Annotated in this window: 12 protein-coding genes; 9 read left to right on the top strand and 3 right to left on the bottom strand. The window is 70.0% G+C overall.

The features are described 5' to 3' along the window. Nucleotides 1-199 precede the first annotated feature (199 nt). From ACYVF6_RS35190 to ACYVF6_RS35155, 8 genes are read left to right on the top strand one after another with little or no spacing between them, the layout of a single operon-like run. A complete protein-coding gene (locus ACYVF6_RS35190; protein ID WP_460527753.1) occupies nt 200-1,570 on the top strand; it encodes a cyclic nucleotide-binding domain-containing protein in 1,371 nt (456 codons plus the stop codon). Further along, complete coding sequence (locus ACYVF6_RS35185; protein ID WP_460527751.1) at nt 1,567-3,216, top strand: phytoene desaturase family protein; 1,650 nt, start codon at nt 1,567-1,569, stop codon at nt 3,214-3,216. Before ACYVF6_RS35190 ends, ACYVF6_RS35185 begins: the two co-directional genes overlap by 4 nt. Next, a complete protein-coding gene (locus ACYVF6_RS35180) occupies nt 3,213-5,339 on the top strand; it encodes an MMPL family transporter (protein WP_460527749.1) in 2,127 nt (708 codons plus the stop codon). Before ACYVF6_RS35185 ends, ACYVF6_RS35180 begins: the two co-directional genes overlap by 4 nt. Further along, a complete protein-coding gene (locus ACYVF6_RS35175) occupies nt 5,336-5,854 on the top strand; it encodes an ester cyclase (protein ID WP_460527747.1) in 519 nt (172 codons plus the stop codon). Before ACYVF6_RS35180 ends, ACYVF6_RS35175 begins: the two co-directional genes overlap by 4 nt. Then, entirely contained in the window at nt 5,851-6,801 is a 951-nt protein-coding gene (locus ACYVF6_RS35170) for a ThiF family adenylyltransferase (RefSeq protein WP_460527745.1), read from the top strand. The genes ACYVF6_RS35175 and ACYVF6_RS35170 overlap by 4 nt, the downstream gene beginning before the upstream one ends. A gap of 48 nt (nt 6,802-6,849) precedes the next feature. Then, nucleotides 6,850-7,803, top strand: a complete 954-nt coding sequence (locus ACYVF6_RS35165; RefSeq protein WP_460527743.1) for a hypothetical protein — start codon at nt 6,850-6,852, stop codon at nt 7,801-7,803. After that, the gene (locus tag ACYVF6_RS35160) at nt 7,800-8,189 is read left to right on the top strand and encodes a hypothetical protein (protein ID WP_460527741.1); all 390 of its coding nucleotides are present in this window, start codon (nt 7,800-7,802) and stop codon (nt 8,187-8,189) included. The genes ACYVF6_RS35165 and ACYVF6_RS35160 overlap by 4 nt, the downstream gene beginning before the upstream one ends. Continuing rightward, nucleotides 8,186-9,409, top strand: coding sequence for an acyl-CoA dehydrogenase family protein (locus ACYVF6_RS35155; protein ID WP_460527739.1), 1,224 nt, complete (start codon nt 8,186-8,188; stop codon nt 9,407-9,409). Before ACYVF6_RS35160 ends, ACYVF6_RS35155 begins: the two co-directional genes overlap by 4 nt. Before the next feature lie 63 nt (nt 9,410-9,472). On the opposite strand, the gene ACYVF6_RS35150 is transcribed toward ACYVF6_RS35155, so the two are convergent. Further along, a complete protein-coding gene (locus ACYVF6_RS35150) occupies nt 9,473-10,432 on the bottom strand; it encodes a BadF/BadG/BcrA/BcrD ATPase family protein (RefSeq protein WP_460527737.1) in 960 nt (319 codons plus the stop codon). A 227-nt stretch (nt 10,433-10,659) separates the two neighbouring features. Here ACYVF6_RS35150 and ACYVF6_RS35145 point away from each other — a divergent pair, with 227 nt between their 5' ends. Then, entirely contained in the window at nt 10,660-11,328 is a 669-nt protein-coding gene (locus ACYVF6_RS35145; RefSeq protein WP_460527735.1) for a hypothetical protein, read from the top strand. 15 nt (nt 11,329-11,343) lie between these two features. On the opposite strand, the gene ACYVF6_RS35140 is transcribed toward ACYVF6_RS35145, so the two are convergent. Next, on the bottom strand, nt 11,344-12,405 hold the full coding sequence (locus tag ACYVF6_RS35140) for an enolase-like domain-containing protein (RefSeq protein WP_460527733.1): 1,062 nt from the start codon (nt 12,403-12,405) through the stop codon (nt 11,344-11,346). A 9-nt stretch (nt 12,406-12,414) separates the two neighbouring features. Then, a complete protein-coding gene (locus ACYVF6_RS35135) occupies nt 12,415-14,817 on the bottom strand; it encodes a glycoside hydrolase family 95 protein (protein ID WP_460527731.1) in 2,403 nt (800 codons plus the stop codon). Between the last annotated feature and the right edge of the window lie 6 nt (nt 14,818-14,823).

The following is a 14,823-nucleotide window of genomic DNA, read 5'->3' as shown; positions in this document are numbered from 1 at the left end:
TGCACGTCGAGGGGGGTGCATCGTCCGCACGAGCGCGGCCAGTTGGGGCGGCCCGCGTTCGGAATTCCGGGGGATTCACGGGGGAACACAGGTGCATACGGCAATTGAGGGGTTTTTGGAACGGGTGGAACACACCCGGATGTCAGACCTTGGGGACTCTGGACCGGGCGCGCTGGAGTACGCCAGGACTCGTCATGGCGTGAGAGTCAGGGCCGCAAGGGCGTCCACCTTGCGGCCCGACCAGCTGCGCGCACTCATCGAGTTCCGGATCGCGCAGTACGTACGGATCGGGTTCATCGACACCGTCCGGCTGGCCGACCTGCTCGCCGCGGGCGAGCCACTGGTGCCGACGTCACCGGCTGACATCCACGTCGTCGCGACCGACGAGACTGGACGGCTGCTGTGTACAGCGGTGTTACGTGCGCCGTCCGGACCGGCTGGAACGGAGGTGTCCGCGACCGTGCGCATGGCCGCCCGCGACCGGCCGCTGTTCCCGGTCGAGCAGGCACATGGACGGGGCGTCTTCGACCACCTTCGGATACTCCCGGACCTGCCAGTCGCCCGGGTGATGGAGCTCGGCGGCTTCGTCAAGGCCCAGTCGGACGAGCCGTTCTCCGAGCTGGCGGTCCGCGCACCCGTCGAGGTCGGTGTCGCGCTGTTCCGGGTGATCGCCGGCCCGCTCGCGCTCCCGGTGTCGGCGATCGTCGGCGACCTGGAACCCAAGGTGGCCAAGCTCAACCTCGAGTTCTTCGGGATCCAGCTCGTCATGGTGCCGGGCACGGCACCTCGCGTCCCGCACCGGTCGTACCTCGAACCCCGGTACGCCAACCGCGACGTGCGCCCGTTCGCCTGGCTCACCGGCGACATGGTCACGGCGTTACCGCGGCTGGCGGCCGTCGAGCACGCGCTCGACCTGGACGGCAGGCAAGGCGTGCTGGCGCTGCTGAAGCTGCGGAGGAGTGGGGTGGGCCCGCGCGGGCGTAGCCCGCGGGGGCTGGATGAGTACAGCACCAGAGGCACGGACGACTGGAGCACGCTGGCGCCCGAGGATGACCAGGACGCGACAGACAGCTCGCGGGCAGAGCCGGTACGCAGGGTGCGGGTCCCGATGCCGCGTACCGAACTGGACGCGCGGGCCGACGAGCTGCAGCAGGCTCCGCTGCTCAAGGGGCTGTCGCGCGAGGAGGTCGTCGCGCTGGCTTCCAACGTCGAGGCGTTCCAAGCGCGCAGGGGAGAGTCCGTCATCCGGGCCGGCGAGATCGACGACGCGCTCTACCTCGTCCGCGACGGCGAGGCGGTCGCGCTGTTGCCGGACCAGGCAGACGGCCCGCAACTGCTCGGCAGCTTCGGGCCGGGCGACTACTTCGGCGAGATCGCCGTGCTGTTCGGCGGCCGGCGAACAGCCGATGTGGTCGCGACGTCCGACCTGTCGCTGTGGCGGCTGTCCGGCGGGCATTACCGCCGCTATCTCGAGTGCGTGACCGACGTCGACCGTGAGGTGAGCCGCACCGCGGCCCGCCACGCCTACGACCAGCTGGCCTACCGGGGTGGGGACGGTGAGCGGCGATGAGCGCCTCAGGCAGCTGGGGGCAGCGGCACCAGCGCGTTCCGCACCGGAGCTACGACGTGGTCGTCATCGGGTCCGGCATGGCCGGGCTGACGGCCGCGACGCGGCTCGCCCAGGCCGGGCGGACCGTTCTCGTACTGGAGAAGAACACCTGGGTCGGCGGCTACGCACACGGGTTCTCACAGGACGGCTTCCGGTGGGACCACGGCGGGCACATCTTCCTCGCCTACCGGCTCGGCGCGCAGGCCCGCGAGGTCTTCGAGCGGCTGCGGCTGGACGAGGCCGTCGAGATGCGGCCGATCCGGCAGAACTACCGCTGCGTGTTCCCGGACGACGCGCTGACCATCCCCGACGACCTCGCGGGTGCGGCCGAGGCGTTCACCGAGCGCTTTCCCGCCGAGGGTGAAGGCATCCGGCGGGTGCTGCACACGATGGAGGCGATGATCGGTCAGGTCGACCGGTACGTGCCCGCGTTCCGGGTGAGTGACGGGCGGCGCCGGCTGATCGACCCGGTGCTCGAGCAGGTGCAGCGGCCCTTGCCGGGCCGGGCGATGGGTGCGCTGGCGGCGAGGTTCCCGTTGCCTGGCAGGGATCTGCTGCGCTACCAGCGGCGTACGCTCGCGGATCTGCTCGACGACAACCTGCGCGATCCGCGGCTGAAGGCGTACTTCTCGATGCTGTCGGCCGGCATCGGTACCGGGCCCCGCACGCTGTCCGCCGTCATCGCCGCGGTGTTCTTCATCCACGCGCTGCGCACGATGTGGCTTCCGCTGGGCGGCTTCAACCGGCTCGCCCTGCGAACGGCCGAGCTGTGCGAGCGCTACGGCGGTGAAGTGCGCACGGGCTGCGAGGTCACCCGGCTGGTGGTGGAGGACGGCCGGGTCACCGGCGTCGAAACCGGAGAGGGAGACCTGATCCGGGCGAAGGCGGTCATCTCCGCGAGCGACGCGCGGCGCACGCTGCTCGAGATGCTCGAGCCGGGGATGTTGTCGCAACGGTTCCGCGACAGCCTGCCGAGGCTGGCGCTCACGCCGTCGATCTTCCAGGTCCACCTCGGTGTCAACCTGGACCTGTCGCCGTTCCGCGATCGGCTGGAGCGGCTCAACTTCGTCTATCCGCACGACGACATCGAGCGTGCGATGGGGCAGTTCGCGGCCGGTGACTACCGCAACGCGGCGTACTTCGCCTACGTCGCGACGCTGCACCAGCGGGAGATGGCGCCGCCGGGTGGGCACTCGATGAAGCTCGAGGCGTACACCACGCTGGAGTCCGACGGGATCGACTGGAAACGCGACGCCGACGACATCGCCGACAGCTTCATCGCCCGTACCGAACGGCTGATCCCCGGTCTGTCGCGCCGGATCGTCACCCGGGCGATCCGTACGCCGGCCGACCTGGCGGCCGACACCGGAAACGCGCAGGGCGCCTTCGCCGGCTGGGCGTTCACGCCGGCGCTGCTGGGCCGGTCACGTCCGCAGCGCCGGGTGGCCCCAGGTCTCTATCTGGCCGGCCATTGGACGACACCCGCGGCCGGCGTGCCGTGGGTGATGCTGTCCGGGTTCAACACCGCCAACGCCGTCCTGGCCGAGCTAGCCAAGCGGGGATCCACGAGCATCCCCGGACAAGCCCGGCCGGAGGTGTCGCGATGATCCGGTTCGGCGGCCTGGTTGCCCGGATGCACTGGTGGGTGCTGGCGATCTGGCTGCTGGTCGTCGGAGGCTTCGGAGTGCTCGCGGGTGGGGCCGCCGACTCCTTGCAGGGCGCGGGATTCGACGTCGCGGGCAGCCAGTCGCAACAGGTCACCGAGCTGCTGGACGAGGAGTTCCGCGGCTCGACCGCGACCAGCCCGGTGGTGATGTACCAGTCTGGGACCCGTCGCGAGGCGGTCGAGCAGACGATGCGTGCCGTGGACGGAGTGGTGGAGGTCCGCTCGGTGACGAGCGAGGACCGGCGGACGGTCGCCACGACGGTCGCGATGACCGGCGGGCAGAGTGCGGCGCAGGACGCCGTTCCCAGGTTGCGGTCGGCACTTGCCGATGCCGGGGTGGAGGCGTCGATCACCGGGTTCCCGGCCGTGCAGTACGACACGTACGAGCAGAGCCAGGCAGACCTGGCGAAGACAGAGCTGATCACGTTCCCTGTGGTCGCGGTGTTCCTGCTGCTGTTCTTCGGTACGGCCGTCGCCGCCGCCGTACCGTTGCTGCTGGGCCTTGCCGCGGTCGTGACGGCGACCGGCATTCTGGCGCTGCTCGGCGACCAGTTCGCGATCTCGGTGTTCGCGCTCAACATCGGTTCGCTGGTGGGGCTCGGCCTGTCGATCGACTTCTCGCTGATCATGGTGCGCAGGTTCCGGGAGGAACAAGCAGCCGGACACGACGTCGCGGATGCCGTCCGGGCAACGATGGCGACGTCTGGACGGTCGGTGCTGTTCAGCGGGCTCACCCTGATGCTGTCGATGGCGTTGACCACGGTGGCGTTCGCGGACCTGATGATCGTCCGGTCCATCACGCTGGGCGTCGTGGTGGTGTCGGCGGTCGGGCTGTTGGGCGGGCTGACGCTGGTGCCCGCACTGCTGTATGTGCTGGGAGACCGCGTCGACCGCTTGCGGGTGTTGCCGCGGCGTCGGCCGTCAGGATCGCCGGGTTTGGCGTTCTGGCTCAGCCAGTCCGTTACGCGCCGCCCGGTTGTGTACCTACTCGGCGCGGTTGTCGTGCTCGGTGCGCTTTCCCTTCCGTTGCTGGGCATCCGGCTGGTCGGCGCGAACACCGAGGCACTGCCGGCCGGCACGGAGTCGGCGGTGGGCGCAGAGCAGGCCGAGGCTGTGTTCGACCGGAACACGTTGACTCCGGTCAAGGTGACCGTCGAATCCGGGGACCTCGGTGCGGAGATCGGGCCGGTGGCGGCGCTGCTCGAAGCCGACCCGCGGGTCGCTCACGTGGCGCAACCGCAGGTCGACGACCGCGGCGACACGGCCGTCCTGACCGTGCTGCCCAAGGCGGGGATGTACGAGCTGGACCATCAGCGGCTCGTCACCGACCTGCGTACGCAGCTCGCGGGCCAGCCTGGTTATCGCGTTCTCGTCGGTGGTGACGCGGCCGCGTTCGTCGACTTCAAGCAGGCGCTGTACGGCCGCTTCCCGTTGCTCGCCGCCGCGATCACCGCGGCGATTCTCCTGCTGTTGTTGGTGTTCTTCCGATCCGTCCTGCTGCCACTGAAGGCCGCGGTGACGAGCGCGCTGCCGTTGGTCGCGACGCTCGGCGTACTGGTGTGGCTGTTCCAGGACGGGCACGGCGAGCGCCTGCTGGGTTTCGAGTCCCAGGGCCGGCTCAACGTCGTCACTCCGGTGATCGTGTTCGTGATCCTGTTCGCGCTGTCGACGGACTACGAGGTCTTCCTGCTGTCAAGGGTGCGCGAGAACTACGTACGCGAGCGCGACACCGGTCGCGCGGTCGCGCTGGGCCTGCGGCAGACCGCCGGCCTGATCACGGCGGCCGCGCTGATACTGATCGCGACGTTCGGCTCGCTGGCGGCCTCGTCGGTCGAGACCCTCAAGGAGATCGGCATCGGACTGGCCGCCGGCATCCTGCTGGACGCCACGATCGTCCGGCTGCTGATCGTTCCGGCCACCATGCAGTTGTTTCGCGGGGGCAACTGGTGGCTGCCGTCCTGGCTGCGCCGTGTCCTGCCCCAACCCGGCCACGAGGCGCTGTCGCCCGAGAACACCGGCTCCAGCCCTGAACAACAGAACGCCTTCGCAGGGAGGACGACATGAGCACACCGACAACCCAGCTGACCGAGGAGGAGCGCAACCTTGCCGCCGTGGCAGGTGTTCTGCCGTACTGGAACGCCCATGATCTCGACGGCGTGCTCGACTGGTACGACCCGGACATCGTCTGGCACAACGTCGCGCTGGAAGAGATGTATCGAGGAAAGGAGGAGGTCGGCACGTTCGTCCAGAGCTTGTTCACCGCGCTGCCGGACCTCACGTTCGAGGTGACCGAGCGGGTGGCGGAAGGACCGCTGATCGCCGAGCAGTGGCTGATGTCTGGTACCCACGACGGAGAGTTCCTCGGCGTGCCGCCGACCAGGCGGCGGCTGCGCATCGAGGGCATGAGCATGGTGCGGATGCGGGAGGGCAGGTTCCTGCGCGACGACTTCTACTTCGACGCTTCGAGCGTCATGCGCCAGCTCGGGCTGATGCCGGCGTTGTCGGCGGCCCGCGGCCGGGCGGGCAGGACGGTGCTGGGCGTCGTCGTACGCCTCGGCCGGTTGCGGAGAAGCTCATGAGCTCGGCTCCGGCCACCGTGTCGTTCAACCATGCCGGCCCGGGAGAGCCGTACCAGACGTTGACGCACGACGAGTTCTACGTGGAGTTCGTCCGCCGGAACGCCGGCCTGATCACGCCCGAGGAGCAGCGGCAGCTGCGCGCGGTCGAGGTGCTGGTCGCCGGGTGCGGCTCGGTCGGTGGTGCGGTGGTCGAGCCGTTGGTACGCCTGGGTGCCGAGCACCTGACGCTGGCCGAGCCGGGCTGCTACGAGCTGGCGAACCTCAACCGGCAGCGTGCGTGGGTGTGCGATCTCGGCCGGAACAAGGCGCTGGTGCAGGCCGAGCGGGTCCGCGAGATCAACCCGTTCCTGAAGGCGAAGGTCGTCGGCGACGGCGTCACTGACGAGAACGTCGAGGAGCTGGTGCAGCGGGCGGAGCTCATCGTCGACGGCATCGATGTCACCACCCAGGAGGCGATCCGGCACAAGCTCGCCCTGCACGCGCACGCGGCTGTGTGGCGGGTGCCGGTGATCTGCGGCTACGACATCGCCGGGGTGCAGGCGGTGCTGGTCTTCGACTACCGCAAGGAGGGCCTGACCGCGCTGGGCGGCAAGCTCCCGGTGTCGGGGGCTGCCGAGCCGCCGGGCCCGATGGCGTTCCTGGCCAGGATCGTGCCGCGGTCGGCGATTCCCGTGGAGATGTTGCCGGAGCTGCGCCGGCTGGTGTCGGGGCACGGCGACGGGTTTCCTCAGCTGGTCTACGCCGCCGACCTGTTCGGTGTGCTGGCTTCGCGAGCGATCGTCGACCTGCTGGCCGGGCGGGACGTACGTTCGCCGGCGATCGTCGACGTCCATCAGGTGCTGCGGCCGCGACTGCGACGGTGGCTTACGTCGGTCGCCCGGCTGATCGGGCTGCTCCGGCTCGTTCCGACGATCGTCCGGGCGCACCGGAACCGGCTGGACGGGTGAGGGGCGAGGGTGCGAGATGAGCCGGGGAGGAACCGGCGAACGGGGCCGATGACCACCGGAGACGCTGGGCTGGCGACGGAGTACTGGCGTGGCTACTACTCCGCCGAGGAGGTCGGCGAGATCCTCGCCGCGGCGACCACGACGATGGTCGTGTCCGGACGGATTCCGCTGCACGTGAGGATGTTCCGGCAGCCGTCGAACGCACCGACGGTCGTGATGGGGCACGGCATGCTCGTCTACGGGCTGGCACTGGCCAGGCTGCAGCTGCCGTTCCATCGTGCCGGGTTCAACGTCGTGCAGTTCGACCTGCCAGGCATGGGGCAGAGCGGCGGGCCGCGCGCGGGGTGCACGATCACCGACGTCATCCGGGCGTGGGAGGACACGCTGGCGTTCGCCGTCGGGGAGTTCGGCGGGCCGGTGTTCGCGATGGGTGTCGCGGAGGACGGTGTGGCGGGCTACTACGCCGCCGCCAACCGGCCGGATGTCGCGGCGCTCAGCGTGCACACACTGTTCGAGTACGGCGATCCCGGTGGCGTGGCGTGGCTCGGTCCGGCCTGGAAGATCCGGCTGACGGCGTTCGGGCTGGCGCTCGGCGCCCGGCTGGCGCCGCGCTTCCGGCAGCCCGCCGCCAGGTCGGTTCCGTACGGCCAGGTGTTCGGCGGGCCTGGCGACGACGCGTTCATCGAGCGGCTGCGGGCCGATCCGCTCGGCTTGCACGACGTCGAGCTGCGGTTCAGCCACTCGCTGGTGAAGCGGCAGCGCCCGCCGGTCGCGTTCGCGGACTGCAAGACACCGGTGCAGGTGATCGCGTCGGACGCCAACACGATCTGGCCGTTCGACGTCGTACGGCGCGGGTGGGCGCGGCTGGGTGGCCCGAAGGATCTGGTCGTACTGGAGGAGCGGCCGCAGTGGGAGTCCAACCGGGAGTTCCACGAAACCTATTGCAGGCACGTCATTCGATGGTTCGTTGCCAACGGGGCAGAGATCAGGGGGAGAAAATGAGCAGGTTCGAGTCGAAGGAACAAGCGGTCTCGGTGTTCGGCGAGTTGTTCCGCATCTTGCTGGAGGACGAGACGTTCAGTGGCCGGTTTCGCGAACTGGGGTTGACGTTACGGCTCATCCACGGCAAGCCGGACTTCGAGCTGTACGTCTCGCCGTCGGGCGTGCAGGTCGACGCGGGCATCTCCGAGGCGGTGCTCACGATCAAGATGTCGTGCGACACCGCGCACGAGCTGTGGTCGGGCGACCTGCTGATGCCGCTCGCGCTGGCGACGGGGAAGCTCCGGGTGAGGGGGAGCGTGGCGAAGGTGCTGGAGTTCGTACCGCTGCTGCAGCCGGCGTTCGACCGCTACCCGGCGATCGTGGCCGAGGCGGGGGTGGCGGCGTGACGGCGACCGTCGCCCTGAAAGGGCCGGCCGAGTCTCCGCAGGCGTTGCCGGTGGAGATCGAGGCGTTACGGGAACGCGTGCGTCGGTTCGCCGAGGAGGTGGTGCGGCCGCGGGTCGCCGCCAACGACCGGGCCGCGGCGGAGGAGTTCGACTGGTCGGTGGTTGAGGCGGGGCACGAGCTCGGGCTGCTGCGGCTCGTGGTGCCGAAGGAGTACGGCGGCCTGGGCTACGGCATCCTCGGCGCGGCTGTCGCTCTGGAGGAGCTGGCCGCGGTGTGTGCCGGCACCGCCCTCATCTTCGGCGCGACGCTGCTCGGGCAGGCACCGATCCTGCTGTCGGGCGATCCGTTGCTGCAGCGTACGTACCTGCCGCTGTTCACCGGCGACGCACCGGTGCTCGCGTGCAACGCGGTGACCGAGGAGCTCGCGGGCTGCGACCTGCTGATCCTGGACAACGCGGTGCACGCGACCGACGTGCTGTCGGCGGTGCGGTCCGGTGACTCCTACGTCCTCAACGGGCGCAAGCGGTTCATCACCAACGGCAAGGTGGCGTCGTTCGCCAGCGTCTACGGCAACCTCGCCGACCATCCGGGCGCGAAGGGCCTGTCGTGCTTCATCGTGCCGCTCGACTCGCCCGGCGTGACGCGGGGCGAGGTGGCCGACAAGCTGGGCTACCGCGCCTGCCTCGGCACCGAGCTGGTGTTCTCCGACGTGGTCGTGCCGGCCTCGCATCTGGTCGGAGGCGAGGGCGCCGGCCTGCACGTCAACATCCAGCAGATGAACATGGCGCGCGCCGCCGTCGCCGCCATCTCGACCGGCGTCGCACGAGGCGCGTTCGCGCTGGCGAAGGACTGGGCCGGCTCCCGGGTGCAGGGTGGAGTCGAGCTGTGGCGGCACCAGTTCAGCGCGCGCAAACTCGCCGAGATGGCCGCGAAGATCGACGCCGCCCGGCTGCTCTACCTGCGTGGGGCGCACGTGGCGGACAACGAGATCCCGGCCCCACCGTACGAGCCGGCCGTGGCCAAGCTCTTCGCCGACCAGGTGGCGATCGAGGTCGCTCAGGAGGCGATGTCGATGCTGGGCGCGCGCGGCTACCTGCGTTCGTACGGCGCCGAGAAGTACCTCCGCGACGCGCTGGGGACGCGCATCTACGAGGGAACGCCGGAGGTGCTCGCGCTCGCGATCACCGAGTCCCTCTACGCCGAGGAGGACGACTTCTAGGGCCGCATCCTGGCCGGGCTGGAGCACGCGGCGCCCTGAACGCGCGGCCCGGGAGTGGATCGTCTAGGTGAGGGCGGCGAGGCGTCCGGTGACCGCCGAGTCGGTGGCAACGCCGGCTTGCTGGAGGGCGAGCAGAGCGGCTCCCGCGAGGGGGCTGAGGGCCGGCTCGACGACCTCGACCCGCGGCCGGTTCGCCGACTGCAAGGCGGTGCGGGTGGCCTGGGCGAAGGCGGGCGCCGTCGCGAGGCCGCCGTGCAAGGAGGCCGGTACGACGTCGGACTTGAAGTGGGCGGCCAGCAGGCGGACACCGACCGCTGTGGCTTCGGCGAGTTTGCGGCAGGCCGCGGCCGCCAGCGGTGAACTGTCGGCTGAGGCGGTGAACAGCCGGGCCAGCCTGCCGTAGCGGTGCTTGGCCTCGTTACGGTCGGCGGACTCGAGCTCGCGAGCGATCTCGCGCAATCCTGCCTTGTCGGGCACGTCCCAGAACTCGAGGACGCTCCGCAGCAGTTCGGCGTCCTGTTCGGTGTCGTCGCCGACCAGGATGTGCGCCATCGCGTCGAATGCGAGGTGGCGGGCGCCGCCGGCGTAGTGGTGGTAGCGGTCGTTGCGGATCAGCTCGCCGGCCTCGTTGATGCCAAGGATCATCGAGCCCGTGCCGGCGATGGCGATCACGCCCGGCCCGCCCAGGAACGCACCGGCGTGCGCCACCACGGTGTCGTTCACCAGTTCGCGCGGGCAGCCGAGGCCGGCGACCTCGACGTGGGCCTCGGCGCGGGGAAGCTGGTGGTCGTGGTCGAGGCCGGCCATGCCGGCGACCAGACCGACCGCATCGCCAGGCTGAACGCCGGCCTGGTCGATCGCCGCCTGGATGGCGGAGCGGACATGGTGCACAGAGTCGGCGTTGTGCGTGGGGCTGCCACCCGCCCCACGCGCGACGGCCAGCACCTCGCCGTCGAGGCCGGCGCAGACGACGCGCGTGTGGCTACCACCAGAATCGATCCCGATCACGTAGCGCCGATCCACGGTTCCTGCTTCCTGACTCGAGTGACGCGAGCGGTCCTGCCCGGCGTCAAGCCTAATTTGCGAGCGCCGGCGTCGGCCACCTGTTTGACAATCGCCGCGAGGCCGCGCCGCGGATGACCACGGGCGCGAGTTGGCCACTTTTGACCGGACACCAGGCATTGCGGTGGAATGCCGGTCTTGTTAGCTTTCGCCGGCAGGTGACGACGACTCGTGATCGGGGGTGTTCGATGTCGCACCTTCCGTCACAGCAGGCGCAGGAGAACGGGGCTTCGGCCTTGCCCGGCGTCCTTCGTTCTCTCGCCGCCGCCGGCGGAGCGCTGGCCGGTGGGCTGCTCGCCGTCCCGATCGCGGGCGTGTTGTTCGTCTTTCTCTTCGAACGAGTGGGCGTCAGCATCGTCGAGTCGGTCGTGTCCGAGGCGATGGAGGGCGTGGACGGCCTGGAGGCGTTGTTCGTCGGGTTGTTCCTGGCGCTCGCCGCCGTGGTTCTCGCGGTCGTCATCGTCGTCGCGCTGGTGGCGCCCGTGTTCGTCGTGCTGCCGATGGTCGCGGTGGCGGTCGCGTTACGGCTGGCGAGGGCGGGCCTGATCATGCGCACGATCGGGTTCACGCTCGCGACCGTGCTCGCGCTGGCAGTCGGAGTGGTGCTCGTGGCGAACGTCGCCGGCCTGAAAGTCCAGTGGTGGTTGTGTTTTCCGGTGCTCGCGGCCGGCGGCTTCGCCGGCCGCTACCTGGTCGAGCGGACACGTCCGGACCGCGCCGGGGTGCCTGACACCGCCGTCGTGGGGCGGCGCTGGAAGCGCGTCGCGGTGGCCTGGCTGGTGGTGGTGCTGGTGGGCGTCGCGGGCGGGATCGCCGTTGTCCTGTCAGCGACCGCGCAGGTCTCCGGTTCGCCCTAGCACCCAGGCCGCTGCCTATTTCTGCCACGGCAGCACTGGCACGGCGTCCAACGGCCCCAGACCCGGCTCGGTCGGTGCATGGACGAGACCCTGCGAATCCACGCAGGACTCGCGTACGACAGGGTTCGACCAGACCAGCGACTCGTAGTACGTCGTGTTGGGGATCGCCATGCAGAGGTGGCGGTGCGCCGACCCCATCCCGTGCACCTCGGCCCGCAGGCCGTACGCCTCGGCCAGGTGCGCGATCCGCATCGCGCCGGTGACGCCGCCCTTGAGCATCGTCGACACGCGAACGTAGGTCGCGCAGCCGGACGCGATGAAGTCGGCGGTGTTGAAGTGCGCGCCGTCCGACGTCTCCGCCACCAGCAGCGGCACCCGGGTCCGCTCGCGCAGCCAGCGATACGACGTCACGCTGAACTCGCGCATCGGCTCCTCGTACCACCGGTAGCCCGCCTCGCCCAGCGCGTCGCCCAGATAGACAGCGTCGGCCAGGTCGAAGCCCGCCGACCCGTCGTACATCAGGTCGACCTCCGGCCCGACGTGTGCCCGCAACGCCTGGCACAACGCGGCGTCCCGTCGCGCGTCGCCCCAGGCGTGCAGCTTGATCGCGGGATAGCCGAGTGCCAGGCACTGGTCCACGACGTCGAGATACTCCTCGACCGATCCGAACGTCGTCGTGCTGGCGTACGCCGGGATCGCGGAACGGAACGAGCCCAGCAGCTGGTGCACCGGCAGGCCTGCGGCCTTGCCGGCCAGATCCCACAGCGCCTCGTCGACAACACCCAGCAGGTAGAGCGGGAACTCCTCCACCCGGTCGAGCTCCCACACCCGGTGCCAGAGGTACTCCCGGGCCAGCGGATCCGCGCCGGTCAGCTCGGCGCGCAGCCGTCGCTCGACCAGGTCCGCCAGGATCACGCCCCGCCGGGAGTACGCGACCCCCTCCAGTCCTTCGTCGGTACGCAGCCGCAGGACGCCACCGACATGCGCCGGCTCGGACCCCGGCAGGCCGGCCCGCCAGACGAACGGCGCCGCCGCCGGGATGTCGACCAGGTGTACCTCGACCGAGGTGATCTTCATGCGTCTCTCCTATGGACGGATTGGCCGGATCCGGTAGACCGAGCCGGCTCGTGTGTCGAACACCACGACGTTGGGCTCGGGACGAGAGACCACGCGCGCTCCGCTCACCGCCATTGGCACGGACGCCCGGATCGTGGCCGGTTTCCCAAGTCTGGAACGCAGAACCGCCTCATGCAACCCACCGTTGCGCCACGATACGTCGACTTCGAACCCACCCTGCGCGAGCAACCCGCGGATCTGCCCGTCCGGCCAGGCCTCGGCCGGCAGCGCCGGGAGCAAGGAGAGCTCGCCGGAATGGCTCTGCAGCACCATTTCGATGATGCCGCGCGTGCCGCCGAAGTTCCCGTCGATCTGGAACGGCGGATGCAGGTCGAACAGGTTCGGCGCGGTCTTGCCCGGGCCCAGCAGCGCCTGCAGCCGGTTGTACGCGTTGGCCGCGTCGCCCAGCCGGGCCCAGAAGTTGATCCGCCAGGCCAGCGACCAACCCGACGTGCCCGGCCCGCGGATCTCCAGGCTCCGCCGGGCAGCAGCGGCCAGTTCCGGCGTACGCAGCGGCGTGATCTGCTCGCTGGGAAACAGCCCGTACAGGTGCGAGACGTGCCGATGCTGGATCAGTCGCGCCTCCTCCCAGTCGTCCTGCCACTCCTGCAGCTGTCCGGCCGCGCCGATCTGGTTGGGCACCAACCGCGACCTCGCCTCTCGCGCCCGAGCCGCCAGCCCGCGGTCGCGCTCGAGTACGTCCGCCGCCGAGGTGAACGCGTCGAACAGGTCGCGCAGGATCTGCATGTCCATCGTCGGCCCGGCGCAGATGCTGACGTTCTCGTCGTCGACCTCGTGATGCCCGATCTCCGGCGAGTGCGACGGGTTCGTCACCAGCCGGCCCGTACGCGGATCCTCCACCAGCGTGTGCAGGAAGAACTCGACGCAGCCCCGCAGTGCCGGATAGTGCCGGCGCAGCAGCGCGACGTCACCGCTGTAGAGGTAGTGCTCCCAGAACATCAGCGACATCCACGCGCCACCGGTCGGCCACACGCCGTAGAACGCGAAGTCGACCGGCGCCGAGCCGCGCCAGCCGTCGGTGTTGTGGTGCGCGACCCAGCCGGGCGCGTCGTACATCACCTGCGCGGTCCGTGCGCCCGACTCGGCCAGCTCGTCGATCAGGTCGAACACCGGGTCGTAGCACTCGAGCAGGTTCGCCGGGCCCGCGGGCCAGTAGTTCATCTCGGCGTTGATGTTCAGCGTGTACTTCGACTGCCACGCCGGCAGCAGCTGGTCGTTCCACACGCCTTGCAGGTTCGCGGCCTGACCGGGTGAGCGCGAGCACGAGATCAGCAGGTAGCGGCCGAACTGGAAGTACAGCGCGGCGAACTGCGGATCGAGACCCTGCCGGAACAGCGGCAGCCGCTCGTCGGTCGGCAGCCTGACGGCGTCGGAGGTACCGAGGTCGATGCCGACGCGATCGAACAGCTTGCGGTAACCGCTGACGTGTGCCGTTCGCAGTGCGCCGAACGGCTTACGGGTGGCGGCCTCCAGTGGGATCGCCGCGCGGCGGGCCGGATCGCCGCTGACGTCCTGATAGCTCGAATAGCTGGTTCCGATCGAGACCAGCAACGTCACCGAGTCGGCCGCCTCGACGACCAGTCTTCCGTCGGTTTCGGTGTGAACCCGGCCACCGGAGTGCTGCGCCCGCGCCAGCGCGCGGAAGCGCACCGAGCCGTTCAACCCCTCCGCGTCACCGCTCACACCGTCGAGCGCGACCGTCCGCCAGTCGGTCGCCGAGACGCCGAACCGCACGTGGGGGCTGGTGAATCCGGCCGTGAACGACAGGCTGCCGGGCGCGTCCGCCGTCAGCCGGATGACGATCACCTGGTCGGCGTGGCTGGCGAAGACCTCGCGCTGGTACGTCACACCGCCGGAGGTGTACGCCACGCGCGTGGTCGCCGTCTCGAGATCGAGCTCGCGCTCGTACGCGGAGTAGTCGCCGACCTCGCCGAAGTCGAGCACGAGATCGCCCACCGGCTGGAACTGCATCTGCTCGGTCGGCCGGCCCATGAAGTGCTCACCGGCGAGGTCCTGGGCGGCCTTCCACTGCTCGGCGAAGATCAGCCGGCGGATCTCCGCCAGCACCTCCGCGCCCTCGACGGCGTAGTCGTGCGGGCCACCGGCCCACACGGTGTCCTCGTTGAGCTGCAGGCGTTCGGTCCCCACGCCGCCGAACACCATCGCGCCGAGCCGGCCGTTGCCGATCGCGAGTGCCTCCAGCCACTCGGCAGCCGGCTGGCGGTACCACAGCCGCATGGGGTTCGGGTCCTCGCTCGCTTCGGCGCCGGGTGGCAACCCGAACGTTCCCATCGCGGCGGCGGCCGCACCGGCGGCTCCGGTTCTGAGCACTGTCCGACGTGACACATCCATGGCTGC

This window comes from Flindersiella endophytica (assembly GCF_054779015.1).
The sequence above is the reverse complement of the archived record's forward strand: the minus strand, read 5'-3'. Positions and strand labels throughout refer to the sequence as shown.